At 60.0% G+C, this 20,858-nt stretch carries 17 protein-coding genes, 1 tRNA gene, 2 rRNA genes and 1 pseudogene (1 of these 21 running past the window's edge); 17 read left to right on the forward strand and 4 right to left on the reverse strand.

What is annotated here, in order from left to right; all coding sequences use genetic code 11:
- The 4 genes and pseudogenes from AC4PTT_RS04465 to AC4PTT_RS04480 all read left to right on the forward strand — a co-directional run.
- Window positions 1-957: ribosomal RNA gene (locus tag AC4PTT_RS04465) — 23S ribosomal RNA — on the forward strand; it begins 1,858 nt to the left of the window's first position.
- Window positions 958-1,039: 82 nt separating this feature from the next.
- Window positions 1,040-1,154 (forward strand): 5S ribosomal RNA (gene rrf, locus AC4PTT_RS04470).
- A gap of 91 nt (window positions 1,155-1,245) precedes the next feature.
- Window positions 1,246-1,322: transfer RNA gene (locus AC4PTT_RS04475), tRNA-Met, on the forward strand.
- Window positions 1,323-1,550: 228 nt separating this feature from the next.
- Window positions 1,551-2,741 (forward strand): annotated as a pseudogene (locus tag AC4PTT_RS04480) (integrase core domain-containing protein).
- Here the strand turns inward: AC4PTT_RS04480 and AC4PTT_RS04485 are convergent.
- Window positions 2,683-3,327, reverse strand: coding sequence for a hypothetical protein (locus AC4PTT_RS04485; protein WP_492162177.1), 645 nt, complete (start codon window positions 3,325-3,327; stop codon window positions 2,683-2,685). The pseudogene AC4PTT_RS04480 and the gene AC4PTT_RS04485 overlap by 59 nt on opposite strands.
- Window positions 3,328-3,785: 458 nt before the next feature.
- Between AC4PTT_RS04485 and AC4PTT_RS04490 the strand changes: the two genes are divergently transcribed.
- The 4 genes from AC4PTT_RS04490 (at window position 3,786) to AC4PTT_RS04505 (ending at window position 6,886) form a co-directional block, all read left to right on the forward strand.
- Window positions 3,786-4,478 carry a ParA family protein gene (locus tag AC4PTT_RS04490; protein WP_492162178.1) on the forward strand — a complete coding sequence of 231 codons (693 nt, stop codon included), beginning with the start codon at window positions 3,786-3,788 and terminating at the stop codon, window positions 4,476-4,478.
- A complete protein-coding gene (locus AC4PTT_RS04495) occupies window positions 4,475-4,816 on the forward strand; it encodes a hypothetical protein (protein WP_492162179.1) in 342 nt (113 codons plus the stop codon). The genes AC4PTT_RS04490 and AC4PTT_RS04495 overlap by 4 nt, the downstream gene beginning before the upstream one ends.
- Before the next feature lie 53 nt (window positions 4,817-4,869).
- Complete coding sequence (locus AC4PTT_RS04500) at window positions 4,870-6,132, forward strand: abortive infection family protein (RefSeq protein WP_492162180.1); 1,263 nt, start codon at window positions 4,870-4,872, stop codon at window positions 6,130-6,132.
- 529 nt (window positions 6,133-6,661) lie between these two features.
- Window positions 6,662-6,886, forward strand: coding sequence for a hypothetical protein (locus AC4PTT_RS04505; RefSeq protein WP_492162181.1), 225 nt, complete (start codon window positions 6,662-6,664; stop codon window positions 6,884-6,886).
- A gap of 59 nt (window positions 6,887-6,945) precedes the next feature.
- Here AC4PTT_RS04505 and AC4PTT_RS04510 read toward each other — a convergent pair whose 3' ends face one another.
- Entirely contained in the window at window positions 6,946-8,049 is a 1,104-nt protein-coding gene (locus AC4PTT_RS04510; protein WP_492162182.1) for a tyrosine-type recombinase/integrase, read from the reverse strand.
- Window positions 8,050-8,983: 934 nt separating this feature from the next.
- Between AC4PTT_RS04510 and AC4PTT_RS04515 the strand changes: the two genes are divergently transcribed.
- Window positions 8,984-9,685, forward strand: a complete 702-nt coding sequence (locus AC4PTT_RS04515) for a hypothetical protein (RefSeq protein ID WP_492162183.1) — start codon at window positions 8,984-8,986, stop codon at window positions 9,683-9,685.
- A gap of 6 nt (window positions 9,686-9,691) precedes the next feature.
- Here AC4PTT_RS04515 and AC4PTT_RS04520 read toward each other — a convergent pair whose 3' ends face one another.
- On the reverse strand, window positions 9,692-10,585 hold the full coding sequence (locus AC4PTT_RS04520; protein ID WP_492162184.1) for a MurR/RpiR family transcriptional regulator: 894 nt from the start codon (window positions 10,583-10,585) through the stop codon (window positions 9,692-9,694).
- A 137-nt stretch (window positions 10,586-10,722) separates the two neighbouring features.
- On the opposite strand from AC4PTT_RS04520, the gene AC4PTT_RS04525 reads away from it, so the two are divergent.
- The 7 genes from AC4PTT_RS04525 to AC4PTT_RS04555 all read left to right on the forward strand — a co-directional run bounded on the left by AC4PTT_RS04525 (window position 10,723) and on the right by AC4PTT_RS04555 (window position 18,705).
- Window positions 10,723-12,327: an ABC transporter substrate-binding protein gene (locus AC4PTT_RS04525; RefSeq protein ID WP_206547913.1), complete on the forward strand. Its 1,605-nt coding sequence runs from the start codon at window positions 10,723-10,725 to the stop codon at window positions 12,325-12,327.
- Window positions 12,328-12,401: 74 nt separating this feature from the next.
- Entirely contained in the window at window positions 12,402-13,379 is a 978-nt protein-coding gene (locus AC4PTT_RS04530; RefSeq protein WP_113153095.1) for an ABC transporter permease, read from the forward strand.
- A gap of 5 nt (window positions 13,380-13,384) precedes the next feature.
- Window positions 13,385-14,293: an ABC transporter permease gene (locus AC4PTT_RS04535; protein ID WP_222474007.1), complete on the forward strand. Its 909-nt coding sequence runs from the start codon at window positions 13,385-13,387 to the stop codon at window positions 14,291-14,293.
- Window positions 14,290-15,285, forward strand: coding sequence for an ABC transporter ATP-binding protein (locus AC4PTT_RS04540; protein ID WP_492162185.1), 996 nt, complete (start codon window positions 14,290-14,292; stop codon window positions 15,283-15,285). The genes AC4PTT_RS04535 and AC4PTT_RS04540 overlap by 4 nt, the downstream gene beginning before the upstream one ends.
- Complete coding sequence (locus tag AC4PTT_RS04545) at window positions 15,282-16,322, forward strand: ABC transporter ATP-binding protein (RefSeq protein WP_206547911.1); 1,041 nt, start codon at window positions 15,282-15,284, stop codon at window positions 16,320-16,322. The genes AC4PTT_RS04540 and AC4PTT_RS04545 overlap by 4 nt, the downstream gene beginning before the upstream one ends.
- Window positions 16,323-16,329: 7 nt before the next feature.
- On the forward strand, window positions 16,330-17,205 hold the full coding sequence (locus tag AC4PTT_RS04550) for an alpha/beta hydrolase family protein (RefSeq protein ID WP_224873341.1): 876 nt from the start codon (window positions 16,330-16,332) through the stop codon (window positions 17,203-17,205).
- Window positions 17,206-17,277: 72 nt separating this feature from the next.
- Window positions 17,278-18,705, forward strand: coding sequence for a M20 family metallopeptidase (locus AC4PTT_RS04555; RefSeq protein WP_492162186.1), 1,428 nt, complete (start codon window positions 17,278-17,280; stop codon window positions 18,703-18,705).
- A gap of 51 nt (window positions 18,706-18,756) precedes the next feature.
- Here AC4PTT_RS04555 and AC4PTT_RS04560 read toward each other — a convergent pair whose 3' ends face one another.
- On the reverse strand, window positions 18,757-19,545 hold the full coding sequence (locus tag AC4PTT_RS04560; protein WP_222473977.1) for an IclR family transcriptional regulator: 789 nt from the start codon (window positions 19,543-19,545) through the stop codon (window positions 18,757-18,759).
- 240 nt (window positions 19,546-19,785) lie between these two features.
- Between AC4PTT_RS04560 and AC4PTT_RS04565 the strand changes: the two genes are divergently transcribed.
- Window positions 19,786-20,850 carry an ABC transporter substrate-binding protein gene (locus tag AC4PTT_RS04565; RefSeq protein WP_113153089.1) on the forward strand — a complete coding sequence of 355 codons (1,065 nt, stop codon included), beginning with the start codon at window positions 19,786-19,788 and terminating at the stop codon, window positions 20,848-20,850.
- Window positions 20,851-20,858 lie beyond the last annotated feature (8 nt).

The following is a 20,858-nucleotide window of genomic DNA, read 5'->3' on the forward strand; positions in this document are numbered from 1 at the left end:
GTAGCGAAATTCCTTGTCGGGTAAGTTCCGACCTGCACGAATGGCGTAACGACTTCCCCGCTGTCTCCAGCAGAGACTCAGTGAAATTGAATTCCCCGTGAAGATGCGGGGTTCCTGCGGTTAGACGGAAAGACCCCGTGCACCTTTACTATAGCTTTACACTGGCATTCGTGTCGGCATGTGTAGGATAGGTGGTAGGCTTTGAAGTTCGGGCGCCAGCCTGGATGGAGCCATCCTTGAAATACCACCCTTATCTACATGGATGTCTAACCGCGGTCCGTTATCCGGATCCGGGACAGTGTATGGTGGGTAGTTTGACTGGGGCGGTCGCCTCCTAAAGAGTAACGGAGGCGCGCGATGGTGGGCTCAGAACGGTCGGAAATCGTTCGCTGAGTGCAATGGCATAAGCCTGCCTGACTGCAAGACTGACAAGTCGAGCAGAGACGAAAGTCGGTCATAGTGATCCGGTGGTCCCGCGTGGAAGGGCCATCGCTCAACGGATAAAAGGTACGCCGGGGATAACAGGCTGATGACCCCCAAGAGTCCATATCGACGGGGTTGTTTGGCACCTCGATGTCGACTCATCGCATCCTGGGGCTGGAGCAGGTCCCAAGGGTATGGCTGTTCGCCATTTAAAGCGGTACGTGAGTTGGGTTCAGAACGTCGTGAGACAGTTCGGTCCCTATCTGCCGTGGGTGTAGGAATATTGACAGGATCTGTCCCTAGTACGAGAGGACCGGGATGGACGTATCTCTGGTGGACCTGTTGTGGCGCCAGCCGCATAGCAGGGTAGCTATATACGGAACGGATAACCGCTGAAGGCATCTAAGCGGGAAACCGACCTGGAAACGAGTATTCCCTGAGAGTCGTGGGAGACCACCACGTTGATAGGCCGGGTGTGGAAGTGCGGCAACGCATGGAGCTTACCGGTACTAATAACTCGATAGGCTTGAATCATTCTCATTGCTTATGCTCATCAAGAGCGACAAAATACTGGCCAAAAGGCCAACCAGCTTCTCGATTACATGCGCTTTGCCGACCTGGTGGTCATGGCGGGGCGGCTGCACCCGTTCCCTTTCCGAACACGGCCGTGAAACGCCCCAGCGCCGATGGTACTTCGTCTTAAGACGCGGGAGAGTAGGTCGCTGCCAGGTCTGCCAAACGCATGTAAGCTTCTCGACACAAACCAAAAACAAAAGGCCGCAAGCGCGGCCTTTTGGCATGCAAAAAGAACACAAAAGTTGACGCGGGGTGGAGCAGCCCGGTAGCTCGTCAGGCTCATAACCTGAAGGTCGCAGGTTCAAATCCTGCCCCCGCAACCAAAAATGCCAGTAAAAACAGCATGTTATCAAGCCGCCTCGGACAGCCTCCGGGGCGGTTTTTCGTTTTAGGGGCAGTTTAGGGGCAGTGCCTTCCAACCGTTCTCAATAGCCCCCAACACCTGTCGGCCAAGTTCGTCCTGAAATCGGGGCGACGAGGTTGGCGCTGACGTTGCCCCAATGAATTAATCCAGGTTGAAGTAGGCTCTGGCCCCACGCGAAGGACCAGAGATGAAGCGCAACCGATTTTCCGAAGAACAGATCATAGGCATATTGAAGGAGCACGAGGCCGGTGTTCCGGTTGCGGATTTGTGCCGCAAGCACGGCGTCAGCAACGCCAGCATCTACAAGTGGAAAGCCAAGTATGGCGGCATGGACATCAGCGAGGCGAAGCGGCTGAAGACGCTTGAAGACGAGAATGCCAAGCTGAAGAGGCTCCTTGCCGACAGCATGCTCGACAACGCTGCGCTGAAAGACCTTCTGTCAAAAAAATGGTGACGCCCGCCGTCGAGCGAGAGGCCGTCGCACATCTCCAGATCGCGTTTGGAATGAGCGAGCGGCGGGCGTGCAAGATCCTTGGCTGTTGCCGCATGACGATGCGCTATCAGACCAGGAGAACGGACGACGTGGTTCTGCGCGAGCGGATGAAGGCGATTGCCCATGAGCGGCGACGGTTCGGCTATCGACGGCTACACGTCCTGCTGCGCCGCGAAGGGCATGTGGTCAATCATAAGCGCCTGTTCCGCATCTACCCGGAAGCGCTGGCTGTCGGTCAACTGGTCCGAGACGAAGTCGAGCGACCATCTCTCGTTCGGGGCCATGGGGATCAGCATCGGCCGCCTTGTGCCCATTGCCCGTTTCCGGCCACCTCGTCGACGTACCGACAGCCGGCGCTTCCGGGTCCTGACAATCGTGGATGACTGCACCCGCGAGTGTCTGGCCTTGGTCGCCGACACATCGCTCTCGGGTCTTCGCGTAGCCCGCGAACTGGAAGCGCTCCTGGCACGGCGCGGCAAGCCGAAGATGGTGGTCAGCGATAACGGGACCGAGTTCACCTCGAACGCCATCCTGGGCTTCGCTGATCGAATGCAGATCGACTGGCACTACATTGCGCCAGGAAAGCCCATGCAAAACGGCTTCATCGAGAGCTTCAATGGCCGGCTGAGGGACGAACTGCTGAACGAAACGCTGTTCCCGTCGCTCTCGCACGCCCGAGCAACTCTTCAGGCCTGGAGGAACGACTACAACCTCAACCGCCCACACTCCCGGCTCGGTTGGCTGACCCCGACCGAATATGCCGACACCTTGAACCCGAAACGGGATCTGCCGCTCCGCTCGCTCGCGAGCTCCGCGTCAGACCCCGTCAATCGCCCCGGCCATATCGGCCAAACCCACCGCCAGAGTCTCCGTCAAACTGGATAAAACTTGGGGGCAACGTCACCCCGTGCCGCTTGGCCAAGCGCACCAGCCGCATATCAAGAATCTGGCCTATTAGATCAGAGATTACGGGCGAGCACGGACTTCCCTGGGGCAACGCGGTTCCGTCGCACGCAATCTGGGCTATCAGCGTGGCGATTTTCTCGTTCAGTTCGAAATTTTTATCTTTGAGAAAATAGCCGCGCACTCTGCCGAAATGGAAGGTTGGAAAGTAGTCTTCGATATCCAGGTTGAATACGTGACGCCGCCGCTTGTGCACCTTGGCATTGGTGATGATGGAATGGCCACGACGGAAACCATGCGACACCGAATTTCGGAAGCCTTCTCTCTCAATCTCGTCGCGGCACACATAGAGAAGGTTGGCCAAGTGCTTTTGGAGCTTCTTCAGCTCAGGGCTGGGCGCCTTGATAATTCGGTCGGAGCCATCCTTTTTCTTGATTGGGAATGTCGTATACTTTGCCTCCATCGGAAGGTGGTAAAGGATGTAGGCAAGACCTTTTGGTGAATAGCCCAGTAGCGCCGCAAATTCGTGTAATGTTGTTGCCTGCTTCAGCTTCTCCAGTGCCGACACATGTCCCCCTCCTAATAGAAAGGCTTGCAGGCACTCCTATGCGCATGGGCAACCCTTGTCACTCGGATAAGATGACCGGGCAATAGACATCATGAGGAGCACAAGTGCTCTCCTGACGTTGGATCAGATGCCTCGATAACCGGGCAATTATTCTGCCTGCAAGCCTTTCGCAGACTATGCATGTGAGGCCAGAATCCGTCAAGCAGCTTGTCTTCGCTGCATGTGCTATGGCTCTGTGAATCCTATATTTTTGACCCTGGACTGGCCGCAGCAATCCACTAGGTAGCGACTTCCTAGCCAATGCCTAGGGAGCAGCCATCGCCTACCTAGCTGCCTCCTATGGCATTCCTGCAACTTACCTAGTTTCTTTCTCGTCACTATGTGGTCGCTTCATAGCGAATATGCTTGGCGGCAGCCTGTTCCGTCCTGTCCAATGAAAGAAAAGGGAGGGGAAAATTATGCCTGTTATCGTATTCGCAAATTCAAAAGGCGGCGTTGGCAAATCCACATCTGCCGTGGTGCTCGCTCAGGTGCTCGCCAATCGCGGTGCGAGTGTGAGCCTGATTGATGCCGACCCAAACCAGCCGCTGTCGCAGTGGTGGCAGCGCGACCCGGAGCACGTTCCAGCAAATCTGACTTTGGTGCCGAACGTCACTGAGAACAGCATTACCGATACAATTGACGAGGCGGCCGCCAAGAACGCTTTCGTAATCGTCGACCTGGAGGGGTCGGCCAATATGGCAGTGTCCTACGCCATCGGTCGCGCCGACCTTGTACTGGTGCCCATGCAGGGTAGCCAGTTGGACGCCGACCAGTCCCGCCGTGTTATCGAACTCATCCGGCGGGAAGAGAAGGCATTCCGGCGCGCGATTCCCTATGCGGTGTTCTTCACGCGCACCAGCCCTGTCATCCGGTCGAAAGACCTCTCGCATATCGAAGCTGACCTGAAAGCAAATGCCATCCGTATGCTGCCCGTCGAGATGACCGAGCGAGCAGCCTTCCGCACCATCATGCAGCTTGGCGGCACCATCTATGATTTGACGACGGCCGAGGTATCGAAGCCAGAGGCCGCGATTGAGAACGCTGAAGCGTTCGCTCGCGCTGTCGCGGCGTTGCTTGCGTCAGCAGAGAAGGGGAGGGAAGCCGCATGACCCGTCAACGTCCCCAGACCTTTGCAGAAAATGCCGACCCGTTGGACAACGTAGCATCTTTCGAGCCGCGCAGCGAAAAGCCCACCATCTCAGTTGAGGAAGCGCGACGGATAGGAGAAGCTAGCGGCTTCAGCGCCCGCGAAACCGAGCAGAAGGCACCAACTCCGATCGTTGATGCACGAAGTTTGCGCACTACCAATCGCACGGCACAATTGAACGTCAGCGTTACGCCCGAAACGAAAAATCGGTTCTGGCGATACGCACAGGAAAACGGCTTTGGCGCAGGGGAGGAGGCGCTTGTCGCGCTTCTCTCATTGGCGGCGCTCGACAATAGTTAACGCTGTTTGCCACTGTAACAGTATGTGGCGGCTAGGTGCAGAGGCGCGATCCCTTGAGCTATTTATCCGAAAACTACGAGACATACTTAGCAACCGCGACAGAACTGCTTGTTGCCGAGGGCATGACTGAGGCGGCTGATGTCCTGCGAGTTTCAACGCCCAGAGTGGACGAAACCGGATACGATAATTGGAACGGCGGCACGACGATCTGGACAATTTATCTTCGAATGGAGCCGGCACGTTATGCGCAGCTTGGCGCTAATCGCGAGGCACTGGAAGAGCAGATTTATAACCGCCTGAAAATTGTTCTGGAACAATTCACGGACGATTGGTTCAGCGTCAAAATCGTGCCCGAAGTCTCGCCCAAGCCGGAATGGCGACAAGCCCAGGGAGATGTTTCACGCGTCACGCGCCAGAACATCTTCGATGGCCTACGAATAGACAATGTTCCGTGGAGCGGCAGATTGGAGGAAGTTGAGTTCCTACAGCGCCTCTATGATCTCCAAACGCTTCCTTCTCACGATAGCCGCTTTCCCGACGCTGCGGGCGACATCTGGCAGCATCGGGTAAACAACCCGCAGGATTGGGACGACGATTGGATCTATGCCGACCCGCGTTTCAATCTGCTGCAAGGCTCGTCGGACAATTTCCTCCGCTTTCTGTGCGAAATGGTGCATCCAGTCGTTCGACCGGACAGGAATGAGGCTCTGAAGCTTGTTCAACAGTTCAACGACCAACTGCGGCGAGAGGGGTGGCATCTGGTCGAGGAAGAAAAGATTGCCGGACGGCCTCGCTTTGTCGGACAGCGTATCAGGAATTCCAGCTATCGCTCGGTTTCGCGTGCCCGAACCGTTGCAGATGCGCTGGACGCCGGCTGGATGCAGAAAGAGATTGAGAGGCTTGAAAATGCGGTTGAGCGCGACCCCGCACTAGCAATCGGCACCGCGAAAGAGCTTGTTGAGACCTGCTGCAAGAGCATTTTGTCTAAGCGGGGTGTCGCCGTGTCCCGTTCCGATGATCTACCCAAACTGACAAAGGCGGTGGCCAAAGAGTTGAAGCTTGTCCCCGAGGGCATATCGGATGAGGCAAAGGGCGCGAATGCCATTCGGCTCATACTGCAAAATCTGTCGGCCATGACGCAGAATCTGGCCGAACTTCGTGGACTGTACGGGTCCGGGCATGGACGCGACGGAAAGCACCGCGGTTTGGAGCCTCGCCATGCGCGTCTGGCCGTCGGTGCAGCAGTGGCATTTATCGATTTTGTTACCGAGACCTATCATCAGCGGCACACTGACAAACAGAAGGACGCGAGTTGACCTTACCTCACGTGGCGCCCTGATCGCCGCATAGATGCATTTTCCCGACACGCCGCGCCCCTTCGGCATTCAACCAGCCGAAAATGCTCTGAGAGGCCGTTGAGGCGCGACCGAGTCCACCTCAAGGACACATCGTTGTTGTTGACCGGCATGATGCTGGCCATGAACGCTCGCAGGTCGTGAGCTATCCAATCCCGTGCCGTCATCTGCCAGAGGTGCCGATCGATGCGGCAACAGGTTCGCATCTGTCCGCTCGTCGCTGCATCGAGTGCTATCGGCCGCTGGTCCGGTGTTCGCCCCGACAGTCACCATTGGCTTTCTGACCGCTGTTTCAGCCTTCAGGGACAACGCACGCCTCGCTTGCCTTTTGCTTCATGGGATTTGTGACCCGCCCCGGCGCTCGGCAAGTGGCTGCCCGCTCGAATCCGTGTTGCCACTGTGCCTTCGCGCCTCATGAGGCCGGTTCTCCTGACATCCATGAAAGGCAGCGAGGGGCGCTGTCTTCAGAAATTGAAACAGGAGAAAGACCATGGCGACCCGCAACACGAACACCACCAAGATCAGCAAGAAGCCGACCCACGCACTCTTTCACGTGACGGACGGCAAGGACGACAAGGCTCATTGGGTACGCATCGGCGCCGCCTGGCCGCATAAGGACGGCAAGGGCATGAGCCTCCAACTCGACCTACTGCCCCGCGACGGCCGCATCATTCTGCGCAGCATCGACAATGACAAGCAGGGGGAGGGGCACTAGGCTCCTCTTCAAGCTCTCAGAACAGCCCGCCGTCGCAGGCGGGCTTCGCATGCTCATTGTCAGAAAATGCCCTCGCTGAGCTTTTCGGCGAGACCCTTCTTGTGGTCTTGCGACAGGTGGGAGTAGCGCTTCACCATCTGCAACGTCTTGTGGCCCAGCATGTCTGCTATCTCCAGCAGGCCAGCGCCCTGCATGGCGAGATAGCTGGCGGTGCTGTGCCGCAGATCATGAAAACGGAAGTCCTTCACCCCCGACGTTTCCAGCGCGTTTTCCCACGCGGTGCGGATGTCGATGGCGGCTTTCAGGTCGCGGCGCGGAAACAGCCATCGCGTATCGGCATCGGGTAGGGCTTCATTGTAGCTGTCCTTCACCCATTCGATGTGCTCGACAAGCACATCATGCAGGTGGCCGACGATCGGCACTGACCGGGTTTCGCCGTTCTTCGTATCCCGCAGGACCGCCAGCCCGCGCGCCATGTCCACATCGGGCAACGTCAAGCCGAGGATTTCGCCTTTCCGCGCACCGGTGGACAGCGCGAAAATCACGATAGGGTAGAGCTGGCTGTTATCGCTGGTCCGGCAGGCTTCCAGCAGTGCCTTACGCTCACCGTCATTGAGATACCTGTCCCGCTGGTCGCGGATGCCGGTAATCTTGTTGACGCCATCGAGCGGATTGCCGCCGACCCACCCCCAGGTCCGAGCATGGTTGAACAACACGGCGAGGGTGTCGCGGTAGTGTTTCAGCGTCTTGCGCGCCTTCGGCTTGGCTTTGCCTTCTTCCTTGGCGCGCGCATCCGGCGCAGTTTCCAGCTTTTTCATCTGCTCCGCGATGACTTCGGGCGTGATGAAGGAGAGGGCATAGCTGCCCAACTCTCGCTTCCAATGCCCCAGATACGTCTGTGCGGCGCGCTGAGTGCTTTTTGCCTTATGGGGAAGGACTTCACCCTCGTACCGTTCAATAACGTCACAGAGCGTCTTACGCTGCGCCGTGCGCACCACGTTGCGGAACTCGCCGTTGCGGATGGCTGTTTCGGTTTTCGACGCCCATTGCTTCGCGTCGGTCAGACGCTGAAACGTCTTCTTCTGACGTGGGAAGCCAGCAATGCGAATATCCACCATGTAGACCGTGCGACCCTTGCGGTCGCGTTTCTCGATGGTCGCCATGTCGCCCCCGTGAGTGTGCCTCTGAAACATCAGGCAGAAACAACCTGATGGTGCGGAAAATCCCCTTTGGGGGCAGTTTAGGGGCACTAATGTTCATGAAACGTCCAAAAATGTCAATAGCGGTCAATAGGCAACGCATTGACAAAGTACTGAAATCACGCAACTTTTTGATTGGCGCTTATTGGTGGCAATTGTCTTTCAACAGGCTCATAACCTGAAGGTCGCAGGTTCAAATCCTGCCCCCGCAACCAAATCAACGAACAAACCCCGCTGCACACGCCGCGGGGTTTTTTGCGTTCTAACGCTCCAGAAAACCGACCAGATTCCCAGAAACCCAAAGGCGCGGGCACAGCTGACATGCGTTGCCCCCGTCGCTCAGAGACGCTCCCGGGACGCTGAACCGCGCCTGTCCTCACCAAGCCCCGGACCACCCCGGTAAAGACGCTGAAGCGTCGAAACCATCTCCTCGAAACTCTTGTCCAGCTCAACGCAGCTCCGGCGCGTCGGGACAAGATGCGTCGAACGCCCGCTGCGCACTCGCTCCAGAAATCCAGAAGCCTCAAGCTCAAGGATCTTCCGGTGCGTCGTCGAAAGCGGAAGACCCAACGTCATCGAAAGCGAAGATAGATCGTAAAATCGACCCTCAATCTTACCCGTGATGATCGTACGAACAATCAAAGCATCCAAAGGACCGCCCCACAAACCAGTCTCAATCGCATAAAAACGGCAGCTGGTGTGCTTTATCTGTCCATCCTTTCGGGCGGGGCGCGTTGGCGCTCAGGGAAGGGGGCGGTTCCCCAGATCGGTTCCGGCGTTCTCAACCGCTGAAAATTGTAAGACAGTCGCACTTGATAGGTGTTCTTGGTCGATACGCATTGCTTCGTGATAGAGGTGAAACGGATATCTGCTCGAAGCGGTGCGGGGCGAAGCTCCGTTGTCCGCAGTAAACTGGTTTGGACAAGCCGCGTTCGGTTCGCCTGAGTTTGATGACGATGCGGGCGCCCTGATCTCCTTGCCGGTTCCCCGCGAGCCCGTCGCCATCGTTATTTCGCCCGATCACCTTGCCGCCCTTGCCGAACAAGAGTGTAAAGGCGGGCGTCCGCATATCCGGCTCACAAAGGCCACGTCTCCCGATCGCTGGGCCCCACAGATGGCGCGCATGTTTCGGGATGAGCTGGCGGGCGGCAATGGCGTCAACGAACTCTATGTCGATGCACTGCTCACCAAGTTCGGGGTCGAGGTGTTGCGGAGATACGACGATGCCGCGCGCCCGAAGAAGAGCGCGACGGGCGGGCTTTCGTTTCGCAATGAGAAAAGGATACGGGAGCACCTGGCCGAGAATTTCAGACGCAAGCTCAGTGTAGCCGACCTCGTCGGCGTCTGCGACCTTCACCGGGGCCTTTCATCGTGGCTTTCACAAACACGTTCAGTGAGCGCCCGCATCGGTATCTTATCAACCTTCGGCTCGATTATGCCCGGTGTCTTCTCACCGAAGGAGACATGCAGATACCCGGGCAGATACCCGGGCAGATACGCGAGATCGCCCGTCTTCCGGGTTTTCATGCCAGAAGCATCTGGCGACGTCGCTCAGAATACACCGGGGCGTGCCCCCAGGAAAACCAGGTCCGAGCGGTAGCTGTCTTCACGAACCGTCAGGGTCCTTGCCCGAAACCTTTCCGATGTCGGGCATGTAGCGTTCTGCCAGGCGGAGCTGAACGTCCGCGCCGTCCGTGCTCTGATTGGCGATTGCCGCCACGAGCGCGTCGACAAGCGCGAAGGCTGATGTGGCTGAATTGGGGAGCAGGCGTCTCTTTGCCTCGGCGAACAGAACCACGTCTGCGTCGCGTGCGAACGGGCTGGTCGGGCTGTCGGTGATGCACAGAATGCGCGCGCCGCGGCGCTTGGCAACACCACACAGCTCCACCGTGTTGGGAGAATAGCGCGGGAACGAGATGAACACGGCGAGATCGTTTTCATTGCAGTGAACCAGCCGCCGATAGGCTGAATTGGCGCCGCCCGTTGCGCCCATCATCGTGACATTGCCGCGGCAGAAGGGCTCCAGCCCGTGTGTCAGCATGCCGGCGATGTAGTAGCTGATGCCGGAACCGAAGGTGAAAATGCGCTGCGCGTCGAGAATAAGCTCGACCGCGTGGCTGCAGCTGGCCTCATTGAGACCGTCGAGCGTGTTCTGCAGATTGTCCAGATCCTGCGTGAGCCCGTTGCGCATGATGTCGATATTGCTCGCATCATCGTCAATTTCTGTGCGCAGTTTCTCCACGGCTGCCATATCCATGCGCAGCGCGTCCATCTGGCTTGCGCGAAACTCGGGAAACCCCTTGAAACCTATGGCCTTGGCGAAGCGATTCGCGGTCGCGTTGGAGACATTGCAGCGCGATGCCAGTTCCACGTTGGTCATCATCGCCGCTTCGGCCGGGGAGCGCAGGATAAAGTCCGCAATCCGGCGGTGGCCAAGGCTCAGATCCTGATACGCCCTGCCGATGCGACTGGCCACTTCCGAGTGGTACATCGTGTCCATGTCAGCCCCCTTGACCCTAATGAATTTTCATGTTTTTCATTTCGATGAAAATTTTCTTTCATCGTTTCAGCATATCAGATGCAGAAATTCAATGGAGCGCTTTTGCGCGCATGAACCGGGAGGGTGAACTGGTGAAAATGAAGTCGTTTCTCTTTGCAGGCACGGCAGCCATTCTGGCGTCGGCAACAATGTCGAGCCAGGCTGAAGAACTGAAGATCGCGCTGTCCTCGGAGCCCACGGCTGCCGATCCGCACTACCACAATCTGTCGACCAACAACGCGTTCGTTCAGCACATTTTCGAAGCGCTGACGGCGACCGACGCCAACCAGAATGTCGGGCCTTCGCTCGCTGAATCCTGGGAAGGCGTGGACGACAACACCTGGGTCTTCAAGCTGCGTGAGGGTGTGAAGTTCTCCGATGGAAGCGACTTCAATGCCGATGACGTCGTCTTCACCTTCTGCCGCGTGCTGAACAACGAGAACAACGTTTCGGGCTCGTTTGCGCCGGACGTGGAAAACTTCGCCAGCGTCGAGGTCAGCGATCCCTACACGGTGAAGATCACCACCAAGCAGGTCGAGCCGCTTCTGCCGGAACTCCTGTCGCAGATCTACATTCTCAGCGACGGCATTCTCGAGCATGGCGACCTGTCCTTCGACCCGGCCAATGGCTGCGGCGTCACCGGCGAATGGCCGAGCGTCGACAGCTTCAACAATGGTTCCATGACCATCGGCACCGGCCCCTTCGTCCTTGATGATTTCACCAAGGGTTCGAAGATCAAGATGAGCCGCAACGACGCCTATTGGGGCGAGGCTCCGGCCTGGGAAAAGGTCGAGCTCGTGCCCGTTCCCTCCGCAGGTCCGCGTCTGGCAGGTCTACTCGCCGGCGATTACGACTTCATCGAAAGCCCGGCTGCCCGCGACGTGAAGCAGCTTGGCGAAGAGTTCGGTTACACGGCCAAGCCGTCGAGCCGCGTCATCTTCCTGCAGATGGACGTTGCCCGCGATGACAGCCCGTTCATCGAGGCTGAAGGCGGCAAGAACCCGTTCCAGGACGAGCGCGTTCGCCGCGCCGTTGCGCACGCCATCAACCGTGAAGCGATCGTCGAGCGCATCATGGACGGTTTCGCAGAGCCGGCCAGCCAGTTCGTTCCGTCCGAAATGTTCGGCGCGCAGACGGACCCGGTTCCGCTGACCTATGACCCGGAGAAGGCGAAAGCGCTGCTTGCGGAGGCCGGTTATCCCGATGGCTTCAAGGTCACGCTTTCTGCGACCAACGACCGCTACATCAACGACTCGCAGGTGGCTCAGGCCATCGCGCAGTTCCTGACGCGCGTTGGCATCGAAACCGACCTCGACGCGATGACCCGCTCGATCTTCTTCTCCCGCCGCAGCAAGCGTGAGTTCAGCTTCTCCATGGGCGGCTGGGGCTCCACCTCCGGCGGTGCGGCATCCTTCCTGCGCCAGTATGTGACGACCGGCGACAAGGAGCGTGGCGTTGGCGGTTCGAACTATGGCGGCTGGTCCGATCCCGAGTTCGATGCAGTCATTCTCGAAGCCATCGAGACCGTCGATGCCGGGAAGCGCGCAGAGATGCTGCAGCAGGCAGGCCAGATGGCGCTCGACAAGCTGGGCCTGATCCCCGTGCATTTCGAGAGCACGCTGTGGGCCTACCGCGATGGTCTGGAGTTCGATGGCCGCATGGACCAGTACACCATGGCCAAGGACATCCGCCCGGCCAAGTAGCCACTTCAAACAGTCTGAACCATCCATCGGCGCGTCTTCGCGCCGATGGTCATTAACGGGCGGGAGCGCTTCCGGTGCTATTGTTTACCCTGCAAAGGATGCTGCAAAGCATCGCTGTTCTTCTTGCCGTGTCGGTTGCGGTGTTTCTTGCCGTCTACGCGGTCGGCGATCCCGTCGAGCTTCTGGTCAATCCGGAAGCCACGCAGCTTGAGCGTGAGGCGATGGTTTCCCGGCTGGGCCTCGATCAGCCCGTCTGGATGCAATATTTCACCTTTCTGTCCAACGCCGTTCAGGGCGATATGGGCACCTCCTTCGTGCATGCCGAGCCAGCGCTTCAGCTCATTCTGAGCCGCATGCCGGCAACCTTCGAGCTGGTGTTTCTCGCCATGCTCGTCGCCAGCATCATCGGCATTCCGCTCGGTCTCTATGTGGGGCTGAAAGAGGAAAACCGCATCGCCCGCGCGATCATGACCGGCTCCATCTTCGGCTACTCGATCCCGAGTTTCTGGAAGGGCATGGTCCTCATTCTCTTCTTTGCCGTCTGGCTTCAGTGGCTGCCTGCCTCCGGTCGTGGCGAAACGGTTTCCGTCTTCGGCATTCCGTTCAGCTTCCTCACCGTTGACGGCCTGCGCCATCTGGCCATGCCGGTCATCAACCTGGCCATTCCCAATATCGCGCTGATCACAAGGCTGACGGCCGCCGGCGCTTCCGAAGCGCGCATGCAGGATTACGTGAAATTCGCCCGCGCCAAGGGCGTGCGCGAAAAGCGCATCGTGCGCCGTCACATCCTGCGCAACATTCTCATTCCCATCATCACGGTGCTGGGCGTCGAGTTTGGCTCCCTGATCGCCTTCTCCACGATCACGGAAACCGTGTTCGCATGGCCGGGCATGGGCAAGCTGCTCATCACCAGCATCTACCAGCTCGACCGCCCGGTCGTGGTTGCCTACGTGATGCTCGTCACCTTCATCTTCGTCGTCGTCAATCTGCTGGTCGACTTCACCTACGCGCTGCTCGATCCGCGCGTCAGCCTGTCGGAGCGCATGTCATGAGCGAGATGCAGAACATGTCTTCTCAAACGCGCCCGCCTCTGGCCGACACACCGCAGCGCGGGGCCAATCTGCGCCGCATCAAGCGCCGGCCGAGCGTCAGGAAGGCGCTCCTCCTTCTGGGCATCGTGGTGGCGACGGGGCTTCTCCTGCCCTTCTTCGCGCCGCAGAACCCTTATGACCTCGCGTCGTTCAGCGTCATGGACAACCGCCTGCCGCCCGGCAGCGAGGGCATGAATGGCGAGATCTTCTGGCTGGGCACCGATTCCCAGGGGCGCGACATGCTCTCGGCCATCTTCTATGGCCTGCGCATCAGTCTTCTGGTCGGTCTTGTCGCCACGGCCATCGCGCTCATCATCGGCGTCACGGTGGGTCTTGCCGCCGCTGTGTTCGGCGGTCGGGTCGAAACGCTGCTCATGCGGCTGGTCGACTTCATTCTCGGCTTTCCCACCATTCTGGTGGCGCTGGTGATGCTCGCTGTCATCGGGCGCGGCGTCGACAAGGTCATTCTGGCCATCGTCGTGGTGCAATGGGCGAACTACGCGCGCATCATGCGGTCAGCCGCGCTGGTCGAGCGCAAGAAGGAATATGTCGAGGCTGCCTACAATCTCGGCTATTCGCGCCTGCGCATCATGTTCCGCCACATCATGCCCAACAGCCTGAGCGCCGTGCTCGTCGTGGCGACCATTCAGGTTGCCTCCGCCATCACGCTTGAAGCGACGCTCTCCTTCCTGGGTGTCGGCGTGCCGGTCACCGAGCCTTCGCTCGGGCTTCTGGTCGCCAATGGCTTCGACTTCCTGATGAGCGGCGATTACTGGATCAGCTTCTTTCCGGGCCTTGCCCTTCTGGTGTTGATCTTTTCCCTCAACCTGGCCGGCGACCGCCTGCGCACGGCCCTCGATCCAAAGCGTTCATGATGTCTGATCAGTCTTCATCTCCGTTGCTCGCGGTCGAGAATCTGCGCACCGTGTTTCACTTCGCCGATGGCGCCTATCCCGCCATCGACAGTCTTTCCTTCGAACTCAGGGCCGGTGAGGTTCTGGGGCTTGTGGGCGAATCCGGCTCCGGCAAGTCCGTCGCCGGGTTCTCCCTGATCGGTCTGGTGGATGCGCCCGGCGAGATCGTCTCCGGCGAGGTCCGCTTCAAGGGACGTGATCTGCGCAAGCTGAGCGACGAGGAGCTGCGCCGTGTGCGTGGCAAATCCGTCTCCATGATCTTTCAGGATCCGCTGACCACGCTCAATCCCGTGCTCACCATCGGCGAGCAGATGATGGAGGCGATCAGCGAGCACGAAACGGTCGATCCGGCCACCGCGCGCCAGCGCTGCATCGATACGCTCACCAAGGTGGGCATCACCTCGCCGCAAACGCGTGTCGACCAGTTTCCGCACGAGCTTTCCGGCGGCATGCGCCAGCGCGTCGCCATTGCCACGGCGTTGCTCAACCAGCCCGAACTGATCATCGCGGACGAGCCGACCACCGCGCTCGACGTCACCATTCAGGGCCAGATCCTGGCTGAGATGCAGACGCTGCAGAAGGAAACCGGAACTGCGCTCATCTGGATCACGCATGATCTGGGCGTGGTTTCGGAACTGGCTGACCGCATTGCCGTGATGTATGCGGGCGGCATTGTCGAGATCGGGCAGGTCGATGACGTGCTCGATACGCCCCGCCATCCCTATACGCTTGGCCTGCTCAACTCCGTTCCCGGCGACACGCCACGCGGCGAGGCGCTGCGCCAGATCGAGGGTGCTGCCCCGTCGCTCACGGCAAGGCCGCTCGGCTGTCCCTTCCATCCCCGCTGTTTCCGCGCCAGCGATCTGTGTCGCACCGAGGCGCCGCCGCTGGCGCAGGCCGGCGATCACAGCTGGCGCTGTCACCATCCGCTTGATCCGGAGAAGACGCCATGAGCCCGCGCAACGACATCACGAGCGCTCCGGACAGGGATGAGGACGCGATCCTTGAGGTTCGCAGGCTCTCCCGCCGCTTTTCGCGCAAGCCCGTACTGGCTGAGCAGCTTCTCGGTCTGGTTGGAAAAGCGCCGGAAATTCCGGTTCTCACGGCCGTCAAGTCGCTCGATCTGACCGTGCGGCGTGGCGAGGTTCTGGGCCTTGTCGGCGAGTCCGGCTGCGGCAAGTCCACGCTTGGCCGCATGATGACGGGCATCAACCCGCCATCGGAAGGCGAAATCCTCTACAATGGCAAGCGCACGGATGAGATGAGCCGTCAGGAACGGCTCGCCTATACGCTCGCCGTGCAGATGGTCTTTCAGGACCCGTATGCGTCGCTCAACCCGCGACAGACGGTCGGCGAGATCCTTTCCGAGCCGCTGCGCGTGCACAATCGATGCAAGAACCGGGCGGAAATCAGCGAACGTGTCGATGCGGCGCTCAATGAGGTTGGGCTCGACCCGTCCTATAGGGATCGCTATCCGCATCAGTTCTCCGGTGGTCAGCGTCAGCGTATCGGCATTGCCCGCGCCCTGATTGTCGATCCCGAATTTCTGGTCTGCGACGAGCCCATTGCCGCGCTCGACGTGTCCATTCAGGCGCAGGTCATCAACCTGTTCCTGGAGCTGCGGGCGCAGCGTGCGCTGACCTATCTCTTCATCAGCCATGACCTGTCGGTCGTCTGGCACATCGCCGACCGGGTTGCGATCATGTATCTGGGCGAGATCGTCGAACTCGCGCCGACAACGGAGCTGTTCGACAGCCCGGCCCATCCCTACACACAGACGCTGCTAGCCGAGATCCCCTCGGTGAAGCGCCGTCGCCGCGCCTTCCAGCCGGTCAAGGGCGAGCTACCCTCGCCGCTCAACCCGCCATCCGGCTGCACCTTCCATCCCCGCTGCCCCATGGCCACCGACCGGTGCCGCAGCGAACGCCCGATCAGCCGGACGATTGCGCCGGGCCGCACGGTCGCCTGTCATCTGCACGAACCTTCTTGAGGACTTCATGGAACTTCAACGCCTGCTCGACGGCAATGGCTCCAACGCCCTGCCTTTCATCTTCTCTGGTCAGCCGGAAAAGACCGTCATCCTGAACACCTACAAGGCTGCCGGATATGAGCCGGGCAAGCCGGTCGTGTTCGTCCAGCACGGCATGCTGCGCAATGGCGACGACTATCGCGATTTCTGGATTGCGGCTGCCGACAGGCACGACCTCCTGATCGTTGCTCCGACCTTCCCGAATGGCGATTTTCCCGAGCCGGAAAACTACAACAACGGCATGGTTCTCGATGCCGAGGGAAAGCCGACCCCGCGTGAAAGCTGGATCTACCGCGCTCCGGCGCTGATCGCCGAGGCCCTTGAAGAGGCCGGCGTCATGAAGGGCGTGAAGCCGAAGATTTTCGGTCACTCCGCCGGTGGTCAGTTCCTGCACCGCATGGTGTCGCTGTTCGGCATGGGGCCGTTCGAGGCCGTCGGCGCGGCCAATGCCGGCTGGTATTCTCTCCCCGATCTGGAAGCGAATTTCCCCGCCGGTCTTGGCGGTCTGGGCTACGGGCAGCAGGATCTGGTGGCGCTGCTCGCCACGCCGCTGCACATCATGGCCGGTCTGAATGACTGCGAGTCCAACGCCGACAACCTGCCGACCCAGCCCGAGGCCATCGCCCAGGGGCCGGGCCGTCTTCACCGCGCCCGCAACTACTTTGCCAGGGGCAAGGCGAAGGCTGAAGAGCTGGGCGTCCCGTTCAACTGGCAGATGACCGAGGTTCCCGGCGTCGCTCACGATGGCTGCGCCATGTCGGTTGCCGCTGCCGGTCTCTGGTTCGAAGGCGCTCTGCCGGCCGGCGACCAGCTCGGCGCTGGCACCGGTGGTTTCAACGCCTGACGCATATGTGGCCCATCCCGGCCACGACCATCATTCGACGCACGATCATTCATCCGACAAGGAGAGCCAAAAATGAAGAACAGCGATGAGATCTGGGATCTCGTTGATGCAAAGAAGGCCGGTTTCGAGGCGTTGAGCGATCGTGTCTGGGGTATGCCGGAAATCGCCTACACCGAGTACCGCTCCTGCGCCGAGCACACCGCCATGCTGCGCGAGCAGGGGTTCCGGGTGGTTGAGGACGTTGCCGGCATTCCCACCGCCGTCATGGGCGAGGCAGGCGAGGGCGGTCCGGTCATCGCCATCCTCGGCGAATATGATGCGCTTCCGGGCCTGAGCCAGGAGGCCGGCATCGCCGAGCCGCGTCCCCTGCCGGGCAGTGGCCATGGTCACGGCTGCGGCCACAACCTGCTTGGCAGCGCCGCACTTCTGGCCGCCACGGCAATCAAGGACTGGCTGGAAGAGACCGGCCGTCCGGGCCGCGTGCGCTATTATGGCTGCCCGGCGGAAGAGGGTGGCGCTGCGAAGAGCTTCATGGCGCGCGCCGGCGCGTTCGAAGATGTCGATGCGGCCATCACCTGGCACCCGGCGTCCTTCACCCGTGTTGACGAGGCCATGTCGCTGGCCAACACGCGCATGGACTTCGCGTTCACGGGCCGTTCGTCCCACGCTGCCGCCGCACCGCATCTGGGCCGCAGCGCGCTCGATGCCGTCGAGCTCATGAGCGTCGGCGTCAATTACCTGCGTGAGCATGTGCCGGCCGACAGCCGCATCCACTACGCCCTGCTCGACGCCGGCGGCATCGCGCCGAACGTGGTGCAGGCAAAAGCAAAGGTTCGTTATGCGATCCGGTCCACCAGCCTGCCGGGCATGTTCGCTCTCAATGAGCGCGTGCAGAAGGTGGCGCGCGGCGCGGCGATGATGACCGAAACGAAGGTCGACATCTCCATCATGAGCGCGGTGGCCAATCTGCTTGGCAACACGCCGCTCGAAGAAGCCATGCAGCGTCAGATGGACCGTCTCGGCCCCGTCGCCTTCGACGATGAGGACCGCGCTTTTGCCGCCAAGATCCAGGACACGCTGTCGGACGAGGATATTCACAACGACTATCTTCGCATCGGCCTGCCGGTGAAGGACAACACACCGCTGTGCGATTGCGTGGTGCCGCGCGATCTCGAGGGCGTTCCGATGATCGGCTCCACCGATGTGGGCGATGTGAGCTGGGTGGTTCCCACCGTTCAGGCCCGTGTTGCGACCCATGCCATCGGCACACCGGGGCACTCCTGGCAGATCACCGCGCAGGGCAAAATGCCCGCAGCCCACAAGGGCATGGTCTACGCCGCAAAGGTGATGGCGGGAACGGCGCTCGATTTGATCGGCGACGCCGATCTGCTGGCGAAGGCCAGGGAAGAACACGCCGCCCGCACGGCCGCGACGCCCTACACCTGTCCGATTCCGGAAGATGTGCAGCCGCCGCTGCAACCGCGCCCTGCGGATATCTGATCGTGAAACTGAAACGGGCGGCCAAAGCCGCCCGTTTTCATTTCCGGGTGTCTAACGGCTGAGTGGCGGAACGCTTGTCTGTCCGCTCAGGCGCTGCGAGGCGCGTTTGAGGCAGAGCAGGTATTCTTCCCTGTTCTCGATCCCGTCTTCCCGTGGCGCGACAAGGCAGAGCGTCGCCACGCAGCGTCGGTTCGCATCGAGAACGGGAACCGCGAAACAATGGGTGAAGCTGTCCACGATGCTGTCGAAGGTGAACTCGCCCTTGAGCCATGCTTCGCGCACTTCGCGAATGAAGACCGCCGGTTCCAGCCATTCGCCATTGGGCAGCTGAAAGTCCTGCGGCGGGATGAAGTCGATGATTTCCTGATCCGAAAGATGCGCGACCAGCAGGCGGCCTGACGCCGTCCACGGGATCGGCACCGACTGCCCCACATCCGATGAGATGCGGAACGGGCGCGCGCCCTCCTTCATGCGAACGACGATGTATTTGTTGCCGTCCAGCATGCAGAACTGCGAGGTCTCGCGCGTTTCATGCGCGATCATCTCAAGGGCTGCTTCGCACTCGCGGGTGAAATCGAACTGCTCCTCATAGGCCGCGCCCAGGAAATAGAGCTTGCGCCCGAGAAAGACCCGCCCGTCGCCGCCGGCGAGTTCAAGGATCTCGTTGCGCAGGAGAAGGTTCACCAGTTCGTAGACCGAAGAGCGCGGCGCGCCGATCTGGACCGCGATCTCGTTGGGGCGCATCGGGCTTTTCTGATCACGCAGAAAATCCAGTATCTCGAATGCGCGGTCGAGACCACGTGCGCGCTTGGCAGTGCTGGTCGGTGCGGCGGTATCCAACGGCCTCGTCTCCATCGCTTCTGGCTCTGTCCTTCTTCTGAACTCGTTGCAGCCTGTCAATGCTCTTGGCGTCACACCCGGAGTCGAAGGGCTGTTCGCCGTGATTTTTCGACCGCCACTTGCAGGGGCGTCAAAACCGGATAATATGCACTTCCACTATAAAGATCACTTGTACATTATAGCGGACATTGATTGGCGGCAAGCCTTTTGGGGCGCCGCATCTTGTTGAGGGAGGAAGACATGCATTTATCGGGTTCTGAAAATTCCAGGCGTCGTCGCGGCCTGCTCATGGGCGTTGCGGCGGCATCCATGCTGGTTGCCGGCAGCGGAGCGGCTTCGGCTGCGGCCAACTGCATCCAGGGAGACCGCGAAGCGCCCTATACGATCGGTTGGGCAAACATCTATTCCGTACCGACCTGGATGAAGCAGACCGAAGGCACCATCGCTGCCGAGGTCGAAGAGCTGAAGAAGGCCGGTCTGGTCGACGATCTCATGATCACCGACGCCCAGGGCAATGCCCAGACGCAGATCCAGCACATCCAGTCCATGATCGACGCCAATGTCGACGCCATCGTCGTCATCGCCGGTTCGTCCAACGCGCTTGACCGCGTGATCTCTGACGCCTGTGACAAGGGCATCGCCGTCGTCAACTTCGACAGCCTGGTCAACACCGACAAGGTGACCGCGAAGATCAACACCGATTCCGGTGAATGGGGTGCGGCTGCCGCACAGTGGATGGTCGATCAGCTCGGCGGTGAAGGCAAGATCATCGTCATGAACGGCCCGGCAGGTATTTCCGTCAGCGATGACCGCCGCAAGGGCGCGCAGCCGGTTCTGGATGCCAATCCCGGCATCGAGATACTGACCGAGACCAACACCGAATACAATGTTGCGCCCGCGCAGGAGGCCATGACCAGCCTTCTGTTCGCCAACCCGGAAATCGACGGCGTTCTTTCGCTTGGCGGCGCGCTTTCGGCCGGTTCCGTTCTCGCCTTCGACCGTCAGGGCCGCGAGCAGGTTCCGACCACCGGTGAAAACGCACGTCAGTTCCTTGAGCTCTGGAAAGAGAAGGGTCTGGAAGGCTGGGCAACCATGCAGCCGAACTGGCTGGGCGCCCTGTCTGTCTACGCGGCGGTTCAGGCGCTTGAGGGCAAGGACGTTCCGGCTTTCATCAAGGTGCCGCTGCCGGTCATCGGCGACGACACGATCGACGGCTATCTCGCGCGCGCCGATCAGTTCCCGGCCGACGGATACATCTACTCCGACTACGACCGCGCGCTCTTCGACAAGCTGCTGGCGCAGTAAGACACGAA

Source organism: Nitratireductor sp. WH36-1 (assembly GCF_058725515.1).

Bases quoted from the DNA above. Each gene is read 5' to 3' on its own strand.
- AC4PTT_RS04490 (WP_492162178.1), top strand. From the start codon at position 3,786: ATGCCTGTTATCGTATTCGCAAATTCAAAAGGCGGCGTTGGCAAATCC.
- AC4PTT_RS04495 (WP_492162179.1), top strand. From the start codon at position 4,475: ATGACCCGTCAACGTCCCCAGACCTTTGCAGAAAATGCCGACCCGTTG.
- AC4PTT_RS04505 (WP_492162181.1), top strand. From the start codon at position 6,662: ATGGCGACCCGCAACACGAACACCACCAAGATCAGCAAGAAGCCGACC.
- AC4PTT_RS04510 (WP_492162182.1), bottom strand. From the start codon at position 8,049: ATGGCGACCATCGAGAAACGCGACCGCAAGGGTCGCACGGTCTACATG.
- AC4PTT_RS04520 (WP_492162184.1), bottom strand. From the start codon at position 10,585: ATGGACACGATGTACCACTCGGAAGTGGCCAGTCGCATCGGCAGGGCG.
- AC4PTT_RS04525 (WP_206547913.1), top strand. From the start codon at position 10,723: ATGAAGTCGTTTCTCTTTGCAGGCACGGCAGCCATTCTGGCGTCGGCA.
- AC4PTT_RS04535 (WP_222474007.1), top strand. From the start codon at position 13,385: ATGCAGAACATGTCTTCTCAAACGCGCCCGCCTCTGGCCGACACACCG.
- AC4PTT_RS04540 (WP_492162185.1), top strand. From the start codon at position 14,290: ATGATGTCTGATCAGTCTTCATCTCCGTTGCTCGCGGTCGAGAATCTG.
- AC4PTT_RS04545 (WP_206547911.1), top strand. From the start codon at position 15,282: ATGAGCCCGCGCAACGACATCACGAGCGCTCCGGACAGGGATGAGGAC.
- AC4PTT_RS04550 (WP_224873341.1), top strand. From the start codon at position 16,330: ATGGAACTTCAACGCCTGCTCGACGGCAATGGCTCCAACGCCCTGCCT.
- AC4PTT_RS04555 (WP_492162186.1), top strand. From the start codon at position 17,278: ATGAAGAACAGCGATGAGATCTGGGATCTCGTTGATGCAAAGAAGGCC.
- AC4PTT_RS04565 (WP_113153089.1), top strand. From the start codon at position 19,786: ATGCATTTATCGGGTTCTGAAAATTCCAGGCGTCGTCGCGGCCTGCTC.